Consider the following 15,982-nt stretch of genomic DNA (forward strand, 5'->3'; position numbering starts at 1 on the left):
GTCCCGAATCCGGGATCTCTAACGCAATGCCGAATTGCTTTAGTTGCGGATTGAGCGTTCAATAGCGGCAGCATCAGCTGAAAGGGGGTTCCGCTATGCTTCGGACGCGTTTTTCGATGATTCAGCCCACGTTTTTGTGTCTGGCGATCCTGCTGACTGGTCTCCTTGCGGCTAGATCAGAGAACCATCAGCTTCCCTCGCCTACGGAGCAGCCGATCCTCACCATCGAGGGCAATATCGGAGTGACAAACGTGGGGGACAAGGCGCTTTTCGATCGCCCCATGCTTGAAGAGATCGGTATGACCACCGTGGAAACCACAACGCCTTGGTTCGATGGTCGGGTCAAATTTGAAGGCGTGCCAGTAGACCGGCTCATGGAAGTCGTTGCTGCCGATGGAACCGAAGTTGTTGCTGTCGCGCTGAATGACTATCGCACGACAATACCGTTGGCCGATTTCCGGAAATACGAGGTGATCCTAGCGCTCAAGCGTGACGGTGAGTACATGTCCGTGAGCGACAAAGGGCCGCTGTTTATTGTCTATCCGTTTGACAGCGATCCCGATCTCGACAGCCAACGGTATTATGCGCGCTCCGTTTGGCAATTGGCGCGATTAATTGTGCGCTAGTGTGTTTGCCGATGTCGGTCTCTCCCTTATCGCGTCTGCGCCAGGGGCTTGCTTTCAGGCTCCTGAAGGCATTCTTGATTGTCACGATCGTTACGTTCGCGCTTGCTGCGAGCTACATGTCCTACCTTATTTTCGATCGACAGGAATCCTTGAGCAAGGTTTCACACTTCGATGCCGCTTGGAGCGCCAGTCAAGGCGTTAACGAGTTTATGAGGCTGTTACAGCGCGTCACTACGCTGGCTGGAGCGCCGAGCCCATCGCGTCGGGAGGAAGTGCGACTGCGCTTCGAGATCTTGAAGGGCCGCTTGGAACTCTTCAAGACCGGCAAATTCCAGGCATTCGTCGACGAAACGAAAGGGCGGCAGGCGGTGGTCAAGCGCTTGTCGGATTTTGTTGAGAAACTGGACGGAATGATCGGCGAGGTTGACGACCCGGAGAAGGCGCAGCAGGTCCTGGACCTGATGGCACCGTTGGAAACCGATATGATCAATCTAGCGTCGGATGCCGCCTCGTTCAGCAGTGTTGAAGTCACTGAATATGAGCTCGACCTCCTGCGGCTCCACCGGAATTTTTCAATTGCAGCGTTAGGCTTCTTCGTGTGTGGCCTGGGTTTCATTGTGCTGCTGGGCTGGCACAACCGCCTGCTGACCCGTACGCATCTACGGCTCAGAACGGCAAATGAAGATCTGCAGCGTGTCTCCGATGATCTCGCTCGGATGGCGCGCCACGACCTGCTGACTGGTCTGCCCAACCGCCTGTTTCTGCGCGAGCGGATGGAGGAAATGTTCGCACGCGACGAAAGCGTGGCGCTCATGTGCCTTGATTTGGATAACTTCAAGAGCGTCAATGACACGCTTGGCCACGCGATCGGAGATGCTCTCTTGTGCGAGGTCGCCTCACGCATCACCAATCTCGTCGGCCAAGACGGCATGGTATCTCGCTTCGGTGGCGACGAGTTCGTCATCATTCTCGATGGTGTCGGAGCAGCGGGCGCCGCAGCGCTCGCTGCGAGCTTGGTTGAAGCCCTCGGGAAGCCGTACCGACTAGCAGGTAATCAGGTTGTTATCGGAACGAGCATCGGAATCGATTTTGCATCCAACGCGTCCGGTGATCCGGACAATTCTCTGAAGAACGCCGACCTGGCGCTTTACCGTGCCAAAGCTGACGGCCGGGGGACCTATCAATTTTTCAAACCCGAAATGGATGCGCAACTGCAGCGCAGGCGTCTGATCGAGCTTCAGCTTCGCTCGACGAACTTTGACACAGATTTCGAGTTACTCTTCCAGCCACTCGTAGATCTGCAAACGAAAAAGATCACGACAATCGAGGCCCTGCTGCGTTGGACCAACCCCGTTACGGGACCTGTCGCTCCCGACGAATTTATTCCCATTGCTGAACATAGCGGCTTGATTGTCCCGATCGGGGCATGGGTTTTAGAGAAGGCCTGTGCATTGGCGATAAGTCTCCCCCCGGACATCAACGTTGCCGTCAACCTTTCAGCTACTCAAATCCGTCGTTCCAATATTATCGAAACCATCTCCGCGGTCCTCGGCGAGACCGGCCTATCACCCAACCGAATTGAACTGGAGATTACGGAAACCCTCCTGCTGGACGACAGCAGTGAAGTCCATTCGGTGCTCAATGCGCTGCGTTCGCACGGCATACGCATTTCGCTTGACGACTTCGGAACCGGATATTCTTCCCTCGCTTACCTGAGAAAATTCATAGTCGACAAGGTGAAGATCGACCGCTCTTTCGTGGCCAGCATTGCGGACAATCCCGATCACCTCGCCATCGTGCAGGCAATCGTGGACCTCACTCATGCCTTGGGAATGGTATCGGTTGCGGAGGGCCTGGAAACCGAGGAACAATTGGCAATCATCCGCGCCAGCGGTTGTAATGAGGCTCAAGGATATTTGTTCAGCCCGCCAATTCCAGAAGACGAGATCAAAGAATTCCTCGCCCGCCGCGGCTGGAAATTGAGAGTTGCCTAGCCCGTGCTACGCCCCCTGGCCGGGCCGCTTCTGAATCGGTCTGTCGTCTCGGAATAAGATGGTTTGTTGTGGCTTGGAGAGTTGGAGCACGGATGCGGCATGCGTCGCAATTGGGGCTGTCGCCAGCTATGCCCTGCTTTTGAGCTTGCTTGCGCATTTTGCCGGGGCGAAATCTCAAGCAGGCACGGAAGCAGGCATCGAGGCCGATTAGCGCGGAGACTATCAGACATGGTGCCAGGCGAACGGCAGGATCGCAGCACGCAGTTGGCGGCAGCCGCGCTTGCCGGGCTGCTCCTCGCCGGCCTCGCCGTGCGCTTCTATCGGCTCGATGCGCAAAGTCTATGGCTCGACGAATTGTGGACGGTGGCCGCCTCCGATCCTAGCCTGACGTTCGGGCAGTGGATCAACCAATGGATTCTGCCTGACGTACATCCGCCATTGCACCATCTCGTGATGCGAGCGTGGCGCGTCGTCTTCGGCGTCGACGAGTGGTCATTGCGACTTTCGAGTGCCGTCACAAGCGCCCTCTGCGTGGCAGTGGTCCCCCTGATACAGCGATGGACACCAGTGGTGCGCCGACCGCTGGCCCTCGCGACGTGGCTAGCAACGTCCACGGGTGCCATTGTCTACGCGCAGGAAGTCCGCGCCTACGCTTTGCTTCTTCTTCTGACGACGGCAGCGATCTGTCTCAGTGTCGCCATAGCGCGTCGCATCGAGCAGCGAGAACGGGTCCTTGCCCCGGCGGCGATCCTGGCTGCCGTCACGGTCATGCTCGAATATACCCACTATTTCGGTGTTCTCGTCGTCGCCGGGTTGTTCGGCGCCCTTTTCCTGTTCGCCGCCGCCCACCGCGACCGACCCGCCATCGGCGCCGTCGTGGTGATGGGCTCGATGTCGATGCTCGCCTTTCTTCCTTGGATGCTGTTCCACGTTCCGCACCTTGGCGGACTGCTCGGAGGAAAGTTCTGGATCGCCAACAACTGGCACACGACCTTCACGCGGCTTGCCGGCTTCGCGGCCGGTGTGCCGGCCGTGTTTGCAGCCCTTGCCGTGCTGGTGGTCGGCAGCATGGTCCGTCGCCCTCAGATGGTGCGCAAGCCAGAATACTTCGTGCCGCTCGTTGCGATGGGAACCATACTGGCGGGCGCACTCCTGATCTCGTTGCATACGCCCGTTATCACCGACCGCAACCTCTTCGTCCTGCTTCCTCCGTTCTATGTGTTGGCGATCGCCGCCGTTGGAGACCTCGAGGACATTTACGACGGCGCATACAGGCAGGCCCTGCTCCTGCTTCCCGCGGCCGTCGCCGCAATAAGCCTCGGTGCCGCGATCTATTGGCTAGCGAAGGAGACCAAGGAGCAGTGGCGTGAGGCCGCAGCGCTCATCACCACGCTTCCTGGCTGCGATAGAGGACCGCTGCCGGTGAACAATTTCCCCAAGGAGATCTACGCGTACTACATGCCTCCCGGCTATCGTGAGCGGCTCATCGAGGTCTCTGCCACAAATACCGGCCGGTTGCCCGTATCGCCATCTGAGCTCGTTCACCGGCCCTGCCCGCTGTTGCTATGGAACGGCAACAGTGTCAGAGACGAGATCGTCGCCGCGTGGATCGATCGCCTCGGCCTCGACCGGCAGGACGTGGTGGTCAGGAAGTTCGAACGCAACATGGTTATCCTTGCCCGGCGTGACGACGCAGCGCCCGCGTCGCTGCCCGCCGGTGTCGAATGAGGACTGGAGGACCCGGGACTCGGTAGCCGCAGGCAAAACAACCGCTGCCAGCGACAACCAACCGTCGGCTTAAATTGACGCCCTTCATGGCATTCGTCGATCGCAGCAACTCTACGACTGAAGCGGTTCCTTGGTGGGTTCGGTCAGCTCTATGAGCAGACCATCGGGATCGCGGCAAAAAGCGACCTTCCCCACGATGTCGGGATTGTAGGCGGGCCGCGGAGGCTCAACCATTTCCACCCCTGCTTCCTCGAGCTTGCGATATGTCTCCTCGATATCATCGAAGCTGAAGGTCAAATGCCGTATGCCGGCGCGGCCCTCCGCCACATCCTCGGCGAGCAGTGCACCCGTCGCTGGACACACCAGCTCAAGCATACAGTTGCCGGCGTTGAGAAACGCGATTTCGTTGCCGTAGAGTCCCAGCCGACGGACAACGAGCTTCAATCCCAAGAGATCGTCATAGAACGCCAGGCTCCGGTCGATGTTGCGCACCGTGATGCCGGCATGTTCAAAGCCCTTCAGCACGGAATGCCTCCCTATGTCGTGTCTTCGTCATCCATGAAGCGGCCGCGTTCGTCTGCCTGCAGCAGCTCATTTATAATGTTTGTGATGTGGTGCGCCATCGCCTTATGCGCGGCCTCGGGATTGCGCATCTTCAGGGCGGCGACGATGGCGTGATGGTCGCCGATCCACATCGGCCGCACGTTTTCATGATGTATATGTTCGTGAAGCCTCTTCCACATGCGCGAGGCGTCACGCTGCGCCCATAGCGCTTCCACCATGGAAACGATGATGGCATTGCCGGTGATGTTGGCGATTGTCATGTGGAACTCGCGGTCGCCCTTCTCGCTCGACGGGGTCGCGCCCGCCTCAGCCTGCATGCGCGAGATGCACTCCTCGAGTTCCATGATGTCGTAGTTTGTCGCCCGCTGTGCAGCGAGATAGGCAGCACCTGCTTCGACCGCGAGCCGCGCCTCGAGAAGCTCGAAGGGGCCGGGCCCGATGTCGGTGTTGATGGCGTCGAAGCCGAGCTGGCCGGGCCGCGTCGGAAGCACAATAATGCCAGCCCGGCCGCGTACCTCCACAAGCCCGCGCATCTCCAGCGCGATGACGGCCTCGCGCACGACAGTGCGGCTCACCTGCAACTCTTCGGCAAGCTCGCGCTCGGAAGGCAGGTGCCATTCAGGCTTGCCGGCATTCTCCTCGATCATGCGTGCAATGCGGCGCGCGACGATCTGATAGAGCCGCTTGGACGTCAGTATGCGGGCCTTGCCTTCAGCCTTCTCCAATCCAGTCTCCGTTCTCCCGAGGATCGCACCCTCGGCCTAGGATACTATGCGCTCTTTGCAGCCGCTACCTCCGGCTCGGGTAACCAGGAGTGGTAGAGCGGATGCTCGCGGCCGATCGGTAGCGGCACAGGTTGGCCGGTGCGCTCGGAGTGATAGGCCGCCGTCACCAATTCCAGCGAATTGCGCGCATCCCGCAGCGTCACCGGAGGCTCCGAATCATCTACGATCGCCTGGTGGAAAAGCTGGAATTGACGCGTATAGCTGTCCTCCGTCGGTACGAAATCGGCCAGTATCCGCTCGATACGCTCCTGATGCTCCGACGTTCCCGCTGTAAAGGTCCAGGGATCGCGCGCCATGGTATAGGGCTCGGTAATGCTTTCGGCCACCAGATTCTCGAAGCAAAAGCGCAGGCGCGAGATCTCCTTGCGCGAGCCCAGCGTCATCGACAGGGCGGCGAGCGAGCCGTTCTTCATGCGAACAGAGAGCGCCATCGTGTCTTCGACTTCGATCTTATTGAGAAGCGTCGCCCCATAGGCAAAGACCTCGGCGCACTCCCCATGCACGTAGTTCAGCATGTCGTGAGCGTGAATCGCATGGCCGAGCAGACCGCCGCCGAGTTCCGTTGCCCATTTGCCGCGCCATGGCACCTCGTAGTAGTCAGCGCCGCGCCACCAGTGCGTCTCGATGGTGGTCATGAACGGCTTGCCCGTCAGTCCCTCCGCCATCAGGCGCTTGAGCTTCTGCAGGCCGGCGCCGTAACGGTACTGGAAGATCGGCATGAGCTTGCGGTCGCTCTTTGCCAGAACCTCTGCCATCGAGTCCACCTCGGCGAGTGAGCCGAAAAGCGGCTTCTCGCAGATCACGTGCTTGCCGGCCTCGATGCCGCGTCGGGTCAACTTGAAGTGGTTGTAGGGCGGCGTGCAGATATCGATGACGTCTATGTCGTCACGGAGAAAGAGGGAGTCGGCATCCTGGGTATATTCCGGGATGCCGAACTGCTCGCAAAGGGGCTTTCCACGCTCGGCATCCAGCGAGCATAGCACCGGCACCTCGAAGAGATCCTTGTTCCAGCCGTAGCCGGTCAGGTGACGTTCGGCGATACCGGCGCCGATCACCGCTACGCGCAGTTTCCGGGTCATGATTGTCAATCCTGTTGCTTGGGCGTGATGATGGTGGCTCTCGCCTGCGCTTCGAGCGCCAGACGGCAGACCTCGAAAATGTGGCGCTGGCCCATTGCCGTCTCGGAGCGGTCGCGCACGTCCTTGGCGAAGGCTTCGAAATAGTCGAGCGGCTCCTGCGAACAGTCGATATGGCGCACGCCATTGCCGTTCACCAGGAACAAGTGGTCCCCACCCGGGCGCCCGCCGATGTCGACGTATTTTCTGAGCTCGATATAGCCTTCAGTGCCGAGGATAGTGAGTCGCCCGTCGCCCCAAGTGGGCAGGCCGTCCGGCGTGAACCAGTCGACGCGTATGTAGCCCGAGGCCCGTGCGCTGCGCAAAAGCACCTCGCCGAAATCCTGGAATCCGGCAGATTGCGGCGTGCCGAAATTGCCCACCGAGCTTGCCACCACCTCAGCGCTGTCCGAGCCGGTGTAGAACAGGAACTGGTCGATCTGGTGGGAGGCGATGTCGTTGATGACGCCGCCGACCGCTTCCATCTCAAAGAACCAGTCCGGTCGGGTGGAGGGCGATTTTCTGTGCGGCCCCAGGCCGAGGGTTTGCACCACTTTGCCGACCACGCCGTCGGCCACCATCTTGCCTGCCACCACGGCGGACGGCACGCAAAGTCGCTCGGAAAAGCAGACGGAGAAGAGGCGGCCCGTCCGCTCGACGGCCCTTTTTACCAACTCGAGCTGCTCGAACGTGGTGACGCCCGGCTTGTCGACGATCACGTCCTTACCGGCCTCCATGGCCCGGATCGCCAGACCCGCCCGGTCGCGCGGGATGGCGGCGATGCAGATGACGTCGATCGAGGGGTCGGCGAGGATCGTCTCCCGGTCGAGCGCTTCTGCGTGCGGATAAGTTTTGCGGAAATTCTCCAACAGCGTTGGAACCGAGGTCTGAGGGCAGTAGCCCGCGAACTCCGCCCCCGCTGCAATGAGGCCGTTGACATGGTCGAATATATGCCCGTGGTCGATGCCCACGGCCGCAAACCTCAGCATTCTTGCTGTCCCTTCTTTCAATCCGCGCCCATCGGGAAGTCGAATTCGATACTGATGCCCGGTCCTCTTGCGTTGGCCGCAAGGGTACCGATCATTTTTCGGTCAGACCAGAACGGAAACTGCACGATATGTCAAGTCCAGGTCGGGGCGTCCTTTTTCGGGAAATACATTTGTTAAATCAATGGATTCAAAAAGAATAGACGCTCCTTCTCTTTGGCTATTGACATTCCATCCAGAGGAAAAGAAGCTTCTCTGGTTAGACCACGATCATAATTTGGCTGGGACAGCCATAGCTGGTCGACAGGGTGGACGACCGCCCTAAGAGGAGGAGGATCATGAAGCTCAATGCTATTTTGTCGGGCACGACGCTCGGCCTTGCGATGGCGACGGCAACACACGCCCAGGAAATCACGATCCTGTGCGACGATGTCGGCTTCGGCTGCAGCACCATGGCGCCGATCGCCGAGCGGTTCAACGAGGAGAACCCCGGCAAGACGGTGAAGCTGGAGACCGTGTCCTACCAGACCATCGTCGAAGCCCTGCCTGTGCAGCTCGAATCGGGCGAGGGGCCGGACGGCGCCATCATCACAGACCTCGGGGGCTTGAGCCGCTATTATCTGGACCTCACATCCCACGTGGACGCCGGTTATTTCGAAGAGGAGTTCGGCCGCACGCTTGAATGGTTGCGCGGTTCGGACCGCAAGAGCAAGGCCGTCAACGGCATGCCGACCTCGCTCACTGTGAACGGCGCCTATGTCAACCTCACCCTGTTCGAGCAGGCGGGCGTGCCCGTGCCGGAGGAGGGCGCCACCTGGGATGAATGGGCCGAGGCCGCGCGCCAGGTGGCCGAGGCGACCAATACCGAGTTCCCCATGGAGATGGACCGCTCCGGCCACCGTTTCGCGAGCTTCGCTATCAGCCATGGCGCCGAGTTGGTCGACGAGGAGGGCAACCCCGTCGCGGACGAGGGCCTGAAGACGGCCATCGAGAAGTTCGTCGGCTGGCACAAGGACGGCACCATGCCGCTCGACCTGTGGGGCGCGGTCGGCGGCTCCACACACCGCGAGCTTTTCGAGGATTTCCTGAACGCCAACGTGGTGTTCTATTTCGGAGGCTCCTGGACGTTGAGCCGGATGGATACCGAAGTGGGAGACCTGTTCGAATGGGCCGTGGTCGACACGCCCTGCGGCCCGGGCTCCTGCACGGCCATGCCCGGCGGCGGCGCGCTGGTGGGCTTCAAGCACACCGAGCAACCGGAGGTCGTGGGCGCGTATATCGATTACGTCTCGCAGCCGGAGAACTACAAGGAGATCATCGCGGCCTCGGTCGAGATCCCGGCGGCGGGCACGCTCATCGAGGAGGGTGTCGACTATCCCGGCGCTTCCGAGCGCACCAAGACAGCGCTTAGCACCTTCACGAACCAGATCCCGAAGATGGCGCCGGCTGCTTACCGCTTCCAGGGCTGGCGCTACCAGAGGGCTATGATGAACGCACTGACGACGCGCATCAGCCAGGTCATCAATGACGAGCTGACCGTGGACGCGGCACTCGATCGCATCAAGCAGGACGTCGAACTTGCCATCGAGGCAGCCGAAGGCAACTAGCTGGCCCGCGGGAGAAGACTAAATGCGCGCGACAGCCGCCCTGTCTGGAGCCATCGCCGCCCTGGCCGCCCTTCCGGCCAGGGCGGTCGAGCCGGTGATGCATGGGGCGCAGAAGGCCCTGGGTATCAAGCAGATGCCCTGGGTGTTCCTCATCCCCAACCTTTTGGCCGTGCTCCTGTTCTCCCTCATGCCGGTCTTCATCAACCTTTTCTATTCGGTCACCGGCAGCGACCGGCTCTACCCGGTGGACCGGCCCTATATCGGCGGAGCGAACTACGAGACGCTGTTCGATTGCGGAAACTATCTCGACCCGTCCACCTGTTCGCGCGACCTTTTCTGGCGGGCATTGGGCAACACACTTGTCTTCGTACCCGTGCAGGTGGCGGCGATGATCGGCATCGCGCTCTTCACCGCGATCTGTCTCAACCGCGACATCCGCGGGCGCGGCTTCTTCCGCAGCATCTTCTTCTTTCCGGTCATGCTGTCGCCGGTGGTGGTGGCGCTCACCTGGCAGTGGATCCTGCAGCGCAACGGCGCGCTCAACGGGCTCCTGACCAGCATTGGCCTCAACCGGGTTAACTGGCTGGTCTTCCCGGACTCCGCCTTCTTCTGGTCGGTTTTCGTGACCGTGTGGGCGCATATGGGCTTCTTTACCATCATCCTGCTCGCAGGCCTGCAATCCATCCCGCGCGACGTTTACGAGGCAGCGAAGATGGATGCGGCGAGCCCCTGGCGCGTCTTCACGCGCATCACGCTGCCCATGCTGAAGCCCACGCTGCTCGTGGTCTTCATCCTGTGCGTGATCCGCTCGGTGCAGACCTTCGACGAGCTTTACGTGCTGACGGGCGGCGGGCCAGGCTCGGCGACCATCCTCATCGTACAGTATATCTACGAGGTTGGCTTCGCCATCCAGCCGCGCAATTTCGGCCTTGCGGCCGCGGCATCGCTGCTGCTCGGTGCAGTGCTCATGATCTTCACGCTCATTCAGCTACGGCTTGCACGGGGGCGGAACCTATGAGCGAAGTCGCCGCCCGCCCGGTGCACAGCGCCATACTCCAGTTCCTCACCCGTCGTCGCGGCAGGACTCGGGCGGACTGGACCGACTGGCTCACCTACGCCTATCTGTTCGTCGGCCTGGCCGTGATGTTCGCCCCGGTGCTCTGGGTCGTGCTCTCCTCCTTCAAGACGCCGGTCAACCTGGTGGAATTCCCGCCCACCTTCCTGCCCTACGCAGTCGAGACGGTGGAGGTGGAAGGCTTCGACGAGCCGCTTCCCCTCTACGAGGTCGCCACCGAGGAGGGCGAGACGCGCCTTTTGGCGCAAATCCGCCGCGTCGGCCTCAACGCGCAGATGATCGATCCGGCAAAGCCGGAAGCCGGGCGGGTCGTGGTGGCGGTGGCGGACGCCAAGCCGGTGCGGCACATCCAGTTCTACTGGGGGAACTATGCGCAGCTCCTCTCCACCTCGGGATCCAACCTGTGGCTCTATGTCTACAATTCTCTGTTCATCACCGTGGTCGCCACCCTGATCACCGTGGTGATGAACTCCATGGCCGCCTTCGCGCTGGCGAAATACCGCTTCAAGGGCAATACGCTCGCCCTCGTCGCCATCCTGATGACGCTGATGATCCCACCAACGGTGGTGCTCGTTCCCACCTACCTGATCGTTGCTCAGCTTGGCCTCGTCGGCAATCTCTGGGGTGTCATCCTGCCCACGGTGGCAACACCCACCGGCGTCTTCCTGCTGCGGCAGTACATGCTCACCATCCCCGACGAGCTGATCGAGGCCGCGCGTATGGATCACGCCAGCGAATGGCGCATCTACTGGCGCATCGTGCTGCCGCTTTCGGCGCCCGCGCTCGCCGTAGTGGCGATCTTCTCCATCCTGTCGCGCTGGAACGACTTCCTGCTGCCGCTGGTCGTGCTCAACCGGCGCGAGGTCTTCACGCTGCAACTGGCGCTCGCCTCCTTCCAGGACGAGAACCAGATCCATTACGACCAGCTTCTGGCGATGACGACGCTGACGGCTCTGCCGCTCGCCTTCGCCTTTATCTTCCTGCAGCGCTACATCGCCAGTGGCATCGCCTCGACCGGGATCAAGTGAGAGCGTAGAGAATGGCAAATCTCATTCTGGAAAAATTGGGCAAGTCCTTCGGCGCCGTCAAGGTGATCCCGGGCCTCGACCTTCAGATCGACGACGGCGAGTTCGTGGTCTTTGTCGGGCCCTCAGGCTGCGGCAAGTCCACCCTGCTGCGCCTCATCGCCGGGCTGGAGGAGGCCAGCACCGGCGACATCCGCATCTCCGGTGAGAGCGTGATTTCCGTGCCCGCCGCCGACCGCGGCGTGGCGATGGTCTTCCAGTCCTACGCGCTCTATCCGCACATGACCGTGCGCGAGAACCTCTCCTTCGGGCTGGAAAACATCCGCATGCCGAAGGACGAGATCGCCCGACGCGTGGCGACGGCGACGAAGATGCTGCAGATCGAGGAACTGCTCGAACGCCGGCCCAAGGAGCTGTCGGGCGGCCAGCGCCAGCGCGTCGCCATCGGCCGTGCAATCACCCGCGATCCGAAGATCTTCCTGTTCGACGAGCCGCTCTCGAACCTCGATGCCGAACTGCGCGTCCTCATGCGCGTGGAGATCACCAAGCTGCACGAGCGGCTCGGCAACACCATGATTTATGTGACGCACGACCAGATCGAGGCCATGACCATGGCCGACAAGATCGTCGTCCTACGTAAGGGCGTGATCGAGCAGGTGGGCGTGCCGCTCGAACTCTACAACCGACCTCGCAACCTGTTCGTCGCGGGCTTCATCGGCTCGCCGCGCATGAATTTCGTGGACGGGACGATCACCGAGGTCACGGGAGCCGGCCTTTCCTTCCAGAGCCCGCATCTGCCGCCCCTTACCCTTCCCGCGCGGCCGGGTCCGCTGAGGGCGGGGGCGACGGTAACGCTGGGCGTGCGCCCGGAACATTTCACATTGTCTGAGAACGGCACGGGCTGGCCGCTCAAAGTCAGCGTCGCAGAGCAACACGGCGCCAACAGCTATCTGCACTGCGTTACGCCCGACGGCACCCCGATGCTGATCCACGAGGCGGGCCAGAGCCATGTCGCGCGCGGGGACATCCTGCGCGCCGAACCACGAGAGGGACACTGGCACCTGTTCAATGCCGAAGGCCAGCGCATGCCGCTGGATGAAGGCTGAAGAGGGGCGGGAAAGTCGTATCTGCCAACCATAGAACGGCAGCTTGGGGAAATCGTGAAGGCTACGAGTTTGTTTCGGCCGAGGCTCTTATCGCGGCTGGATGAAAGTTCAGTGCCAGGTCACTCGAACCGCTGCACGGCACGGCACGGCGGGGCTCGGCACGCTGTTCGACCCGGGATCGCAGCGAACTACCAGCGGCCTGATCGCTATCCCGCTGGTGAAGCATTCCCACGCCTTGGTTACAACGACAGCACTGTAAGGCCGACTAGGTCCAAGAAGGGTGAGCGCATCATCCGGACGACGAACTGGCTGAGGGTGCTGGATGACGGCTTCGTAGCGCAACCTGGCGGCCTGAACACACTCACGCAGGCGTTGGGGCCGGATTACCCGGAGCATCACTTCGAGGGCCGGGTGATCGTGCAGGCTGGGCCGCATGCCGCGTGTCGGGATGAGGCGGGCGGTCAGGGCGTCGAGCCGGTGATGGGCTTGCTTGAGCTGCCGGTTCACCAGCCGGATGCGCGCAATGAGCGTGGCAATATGGGCGCTGGCGGCCTCGATCGTCCCGGGGGCGACCTTAACGGGCGGCGCGCGCAGTACGTCGAGCACATGGGCGGCATCGAAGAGGCCGCGGATGGCCATGATGATTGGCATGGTGCCGGTTATCATGACGATCGTCGGCGGCGCCGACACCGGCGTTATGGTCACCATGGCGGCGGTGATGATGACGATCATGCCGATGATGTTGGTGGCGCGGTACTTGTTGCTCCCTTTGCCGGAAAGGGAAAAATCCTAACTCACGCGTATATGAAATACGGAAAAGTTATAAATCCTTGACATTTGGGATGGAAAATTGTAACTTTCCCGTATGTGAAATACGCGAAAGTTACAAAATTGCTCTATCTCGTTGGCGAAAACCTCGACAAGACCCGCGCCCACTATCAGGCCGAAACCGGCAAGATCGTGCAGCTCATGCGCGGCGTTTATGTCGATGCCGACGCCAATGCCGATGCCGACGTGCTGCGGTACGCCATCCGGATCGCCCGCTATCTCTATCCGCGCGCCTATCTTTCCGCCGCCAGCGCCGTCCTGCTCGCGCCGACGCGCGATGGCCGGCTCTTCATCAGCGGGCCACGCAACCAGCGCACCCGGATCAGGACCCTGGAAATCATCCAGAACACTGCGCCCGATCATCCGGCGACTGCTAGCGCCACGATCGATGACGGCATGGGTGAATTCCGGACCAATGTCTCGTCCGTGCGCCAGCGCTTTCTCGAAGCCTTTCGTCTGCGCAGCGAACACGCCGCTTCGATCGACGAGGCAATGCGCGCCGATATCGCGCAGCGGTTGGTTGCCGAATATGGCAACCCAAAAGCCGCCGCTGACGCGCTCTGGACGCTGGCCCGTGAGAACCAGTGGTATCGCGAGGGCGAGCAGGCAGAGCGCTATCTGCTGCGCACCCCGGCAGAGATCGAGGTTCGCAACGAAGCGGCGCTTGATTTTGTCGTCGCCTGGCACGGAACCCACATCGGGCATCTGTTGTACGACGGCTTTGAATGGCGCTGGAAACCGGACAAAGGGTTCGATCTCCCGCTGATCCAGCAGCGCGTTCCTGGCAAGCTGCCGCCCTTCATTCTCTCCCTGCTGCCTGAGGGATGGCTGGAGCGCGTCCTCAAGAAAACTGACGAGCGCGCCGTTCTGCGCTCGGGCAAGCGCTATATGTCGAATATCACCATCAGCACCAAGACTGCCGATCTTGACGCCTTGCCGGCCGATATCCTGGTCAGCCGTCTGCAGGATTTCAACGCCGGCGATATCTTCACCGGCATCTATGCCGGACCGAGCCGCGGAGATATCGAGCAGAGCTTCGAAGAGAAGCTGGCGCGTCTTTATGCCAGCGCCGATACGCCGCGTCTTTCCGGAGTGCAGATCAAGGCCCCGATGTTCCTCGGCGAAGACGGAAAGCTCGTTCCCAGTACCGGGCTGCCCTTCACGCACATCCTCAAACCCGCCGGGACCAGTGGCTTTCAGGCGCTGCCGGTAATCGAGTATCTCGCCATGGCGCTCGGTCGCCATGCCGGGTTCGACGCGCCGCAAACAGCGCTGACCGCCATGCCGGACGGGATGCCGCCGGCGTTGATCGTCGAGCGCTTCGACATTCGCACTTCCGCCGATGACAAGCGGCGCCTTGCGCTCGAAGATTTGTGCTCGGTCCTCGATCTTCCCCCCGACGCCAAGTATAGCGGCACGATCGAGCGGATCGCACGCGCCGTGCGCCCGCTTTCGACCGACCCCGAAGCCGATCTGCTTCTCGTCCTGAAGCGGGCGCTGTTTGCCTGGCTGATTGCCGACGGTGATATGCACCTGAAAAATCTCGCGCTGCTCAAGATTGCGCAGCCCGGCGCGCGCAGCTTTGAGACCGTGCAGCTCGCACCGCTGTATGACGCGGTCACCACCGTCGTCTTTCTGGGCCTCGAACATGATCGCATGGCCCTGAAGATCAATGGCAAGGATGATCGTCTGCGCCGCTCCGACTTCCTCAAGATGGCGGCAACCGCGGGACTAGCTGCGAGGGCGGCGAACCGGGCGATCGACGAGATGCTTGCCGGACTTGGCGCTGGTGTCGAGGCGGTTACCGTTCCGGATGTCTCCGGTATCGACGAAGACATTGCAGGCAAGGCCGAGCAGATGCTCACGCTGTGCCGCGAGCGCGTCGGCGGCTTTGATTGACTTTGAACGCATAACGGTAGGGCATCTGGGAAGGCATCTCCAGCGCGCTCGCCGGAGCCGAGGATGCGCCGGATCGGTTGTTCATCGATAGTAGCTGCATCAAGGTCCACCGCTGTGCGGGCGGCGGAAAAGGGGGCGTTGGTTCATGGTATCGGCCGCACGAAAGGCGGACGGAACACCAAGCTCCACGCCGTCTGCGACGCGAGAGGCCGTCCCCACGTCCTGCTCCTGATACCCGGCAACGTTCACGATTGCAAGGTGGCCAAGCCGCGTGGTGTGCCCGCGTGGGAGGTCCAAGGTCTGCTCGGCCACAAGGCGGTTGGCGTCACTGAGGTTTATGCCAAATTCGACCCTGACTATATGGCGACGGGCAGTCGGGCGATCGACAACTATTTTGCAGAATTAGGGCCTGCGTCAGATATCGCGACGCCGATCCGAACAAGCCTAATCAGATTTGCGTGCCACCTGCGTTGCACTCGGTAGAAATTCGCCTGTCGGTTGAACTGAGAAACTTCGCAATTTCAGGAGCTTGGATGGTGGGCGTGACAGGGATTGAACCTGTGACCCCTACGATGTCAAAGTACTGGTCGCGTGTGCCCTCCAACGTTAGGTGCGAGGTTGCCTCCGCCTCGTTTTCAGGCCTT

General features: G+C 61.1%; 14 protein-coding genes. 10 read left to right on the plus strand and 4 right to left on the minus strand.

Annotation, left to right across the window (positions count from 1 at the left end):
• Positions 1-116: 116 nt before the first annotated feature.
• From GPJ75_RS06340 to GPJ75_RS06350, 3 genes are all read left to right on the plus strand, one after another.
• The gene (locus GPJ75_RS06340) at positions 117-626 is read left to right on the plus strand and encodes a putative pterin-binding protein (protein WP_246248937.1); all 510 of its coding nucleotides are present in this window, start codon (positions 117-119) and stop codon (positions 624-626) included.
• A 74-nt stretch (positions 627-700) separates the two neighbouring features.
• Positions 701-2,620: a putative bifunctional diguanylate cyclase/phosphodiesterase gene (locus GPJ75_RS06345; protein ID WP_246248938.1), complete on the plus strand. Its 1,920-nt coding sequence runs from the start codon at positions 701-703 to the stop codon at positions 2,618-2,620.
• 228 nt (positions 2,621-2,848) lie between these two features.
• Positions 2,849-4,348: a glycosyltransferase family 39 protein gene (locus tag GPJ75_RS06350; RefSeq protein ID WP_163266252.1), complete on the plus strand. Its 1,500-nt coding sequence runs from the start codon at positions 2,849-2,851 to the stop codon at positions 4,346-4,348.
• Between the two features lie 111 nt (positions 4,349-4,459).
• On the opposite strand, the gene GPJ75_RS06355 is transcribed toward GPJ75_RS06350, so the two are convergent.
• Genes GPJ75_RS06355 through GPJ75_RS06370 form a run of 4 tightly spaced genes read right to left on the minus strand, consistent with a single transcriptional unit; the run spans position 4,460 to position 7,801 of the window.
• The gene (locus GPJ75_RS06355; RefSeq protein ID WP_163266254.1) at positions 4,460-4,873 is read right to left on the minus strand and encodes a VOC family protein; all 414 of its coding nucleotides are present in this window, start codon (positions 4,871-4,873) and stop codon (positions 4,460-4,462) included.
• An 11-nt stretch (positions 4,874-4,884) separates the two neighbouring features.
• Entirely contained in the window at positions 4,885-5,637 is a 753-nt protein-coding gene (locus GPJ75_RS06360; RefSeq protein ID WP_281354753.1) for a FadR/GntR family transcriptional regulator, read from the minus strand.
• A 44-nt stretch (positions 5,638-5,681) separates the two neighbouring features.
• Positions 5,682-6,776 (minus strand): Gfo/Idh/MocA family protein, encoded by a 1,095-nt coding sequence (locus GPJ75_RS06365; RefSeq protein WP_163266256.1) that lies wholly within the window; start codon positions 6,774-6,776, stop codon positions 5,682-5,684.
• Between the two features lie 5 nt (positions 6,777-6,781).
• On the minus strand, positions 6,782-7,801 hold the full coding sequence (locus tag GPJ75_RS06370; RefSeq protein WP_163266258.1) for a Gfo/Idh/MocA family protein: 1,020 nt from the start codon (positions 7,799-7,801) through the stop codon (positions 6,782-6,784).
• Positions 7,802-8,136: 335 nt separating this feature from the next.
• Between GPJ75_RS06370 and GPJ75_RS06375 the strand changes: the two genes are divergently transcribed.
• From GPJ75_RS06375 to GPJ75_RS27650, 7 genes are all read left to right on the plus strand, one after another.
• A complete protein-coding gene (locus tag GPJ75_RS06375; protein WP_246248939.1) occupies positions 8,137-9,405 on the plus strand; it encodes an ABC transporter substrate-binding protein in 1,269 nt (422 codons plus the stop codon).
• 97 nt (positions 9,406-9,502) lie between these two features.
• Positions 9,503-10,423, plus strand: a complete 921-nt coding sequence (locus GPJ75_RS06380; RefSeq protein ID WP_163266640.1) for a carbohydrate ABC transporter permease — start codon at positions 9,503-9,505, stop codon at positions 10,421-10,423.
• On the plus strand, positions 10,420-11,508 hold the full coding sequence (locus GPJ75_RS06385; protein WP_163266260.1) for a carbohydrate ABC transporter permease: 1,089 nt from the start codon (positions 10,420-10,422) through the stop codon (positions 11,506-11,508). The genes GPJ75_RS06380 and GPJ75_RS06385 overlap by 4 nt, the downstream gene beginning before the upstream one ends.
• A gap of 11 nt (positions 11,509-11,519) precedes the next feature.
• A complete protein-coding gene (locus tag GPJ75_RS06390; protein ID WP_163266262.1) occupies positions 11,520-12,611 on the plus strand; it encodes an ABC transporter ATP-binding protein in 1,092 nt (363 codons plus the stop codon).
• 111 nt (positions 12,612-12,722) lie between these two features.
• On the plus strand, positions 12,723-13,445 hold the full coding sequence (locus GPJ75_RS27710; RefSeq protein WP_425483124.1) for a type VI immunity family protein: 723 nt from the start codon (positions 12,723-12,725) through the stop codon (positions 13,443-13,445).
• 57 nt (positions 13,446-13,502) lie between these two features.
• Complete coding sequence (locus GPJ75_RS06405; protein WP_163266264.1) at positions 13,503-15,338, plus strand: type II toxin-antitoxin system HipA family toxin; 1,836 nt, start codon at positions 13,503-13,505, stop codon at positions 15,336-15,338.
• A gap of 63 nt (positions 15,339-15,401) precedes the next feature.
• Positions 15,402-15,821, plus strand: a complete 420-nt coding sequence (locus GPJ75_RS27650; RefSeq protein ID WP_425483122.1) for a transposase — start codon at positions 15,402-15,404, stop codon at positions 15,819-15,821.
• Positions 15,822-15,982 lie beyond the last annotated feature (161 nt).

It is taken from the genome of Chelativorans alearensis (assembly GCF_010993735.1).
In the GTDB taxonomy this organism is placed as follows: Bacteria; Pseudomonadota; Alphaproteobacteria; order Rhizobiales; family Rhizobiaceae; genus Chelativorans; species Chelativorans alearense.

What these genes read in the sequence shown, in the direction of transcription:
- GPJ75_RS06390 (WP_163266262.1), top strand. Translation starts at nt 11,520, where the DNA reads ATGGCAAATCTCATTCTGGAAAAATTGGGCAAGTCCTTCGGCGCCGTC.
- GPJ75_RS06385 (WP_163266260.1), top strand. Translation starts at nt 10,420, where the DNA reads ATGAGCGAAGTCGCCGCCCGCCCGGTGCACAGCGCCATACTCCAGTTC.
- GPJ75_RS06365 (WP_163266256.1), bottom strand. Translation starts at nt 6,776, where the DNA reads ATGACCCGGAAACTGCGCGTAGCGGTGATCGGCGCCGGTATCGCCGAA.
- GPJ75_RS06380 (WP_163266640.1), top strand. Translation starts at nt 9,503, where the DNA reads ATGCATGGGGCGCAGAAGGCCCTGGGTATCAAGCAGATGCCCTGGGTG.
- GPJ75_RS06350 (WP_163266252.1), top strand. Translation starts at nt 2,849, where the DNA reads ATGGTGCCAGGCGAACGGCAGGATCGCAGCACGCAGTTGGCGGCAGCC.
- GPJ75_RS27650 (WP_425483122.1), top strand. Translation starts at nt 15,402, where the DNA reads ATGCGCCGGATCGGTTGTTCATCGATAGTAGCTGCATCAAGGTCCACC.
- GPJ75_RS06375 (WP_246248939.1), top strand. Translation starts at nt 8,137, where the DNA reads ATGAAGCTCAATGCTATTTTGTCGGGCACGACGCTCGGCCTTGCGATG.
- GPJ75_RS06340 (WP_246248937.1), top strand. Translation starts at nt 117, where the DNA reads ATGATTCAGCCCACGTTTTTGTGTCTGGCGATCCTGCTGACTGGTCTC.
- GPJ75_RS06370 (WP_163266258.1), bottom strand. Translation starts at nt 7,801, where the DNA reads ATGCTGAGGTTTGCGGCCGTGGGCATCGACCACGGGCATATATTCGAC.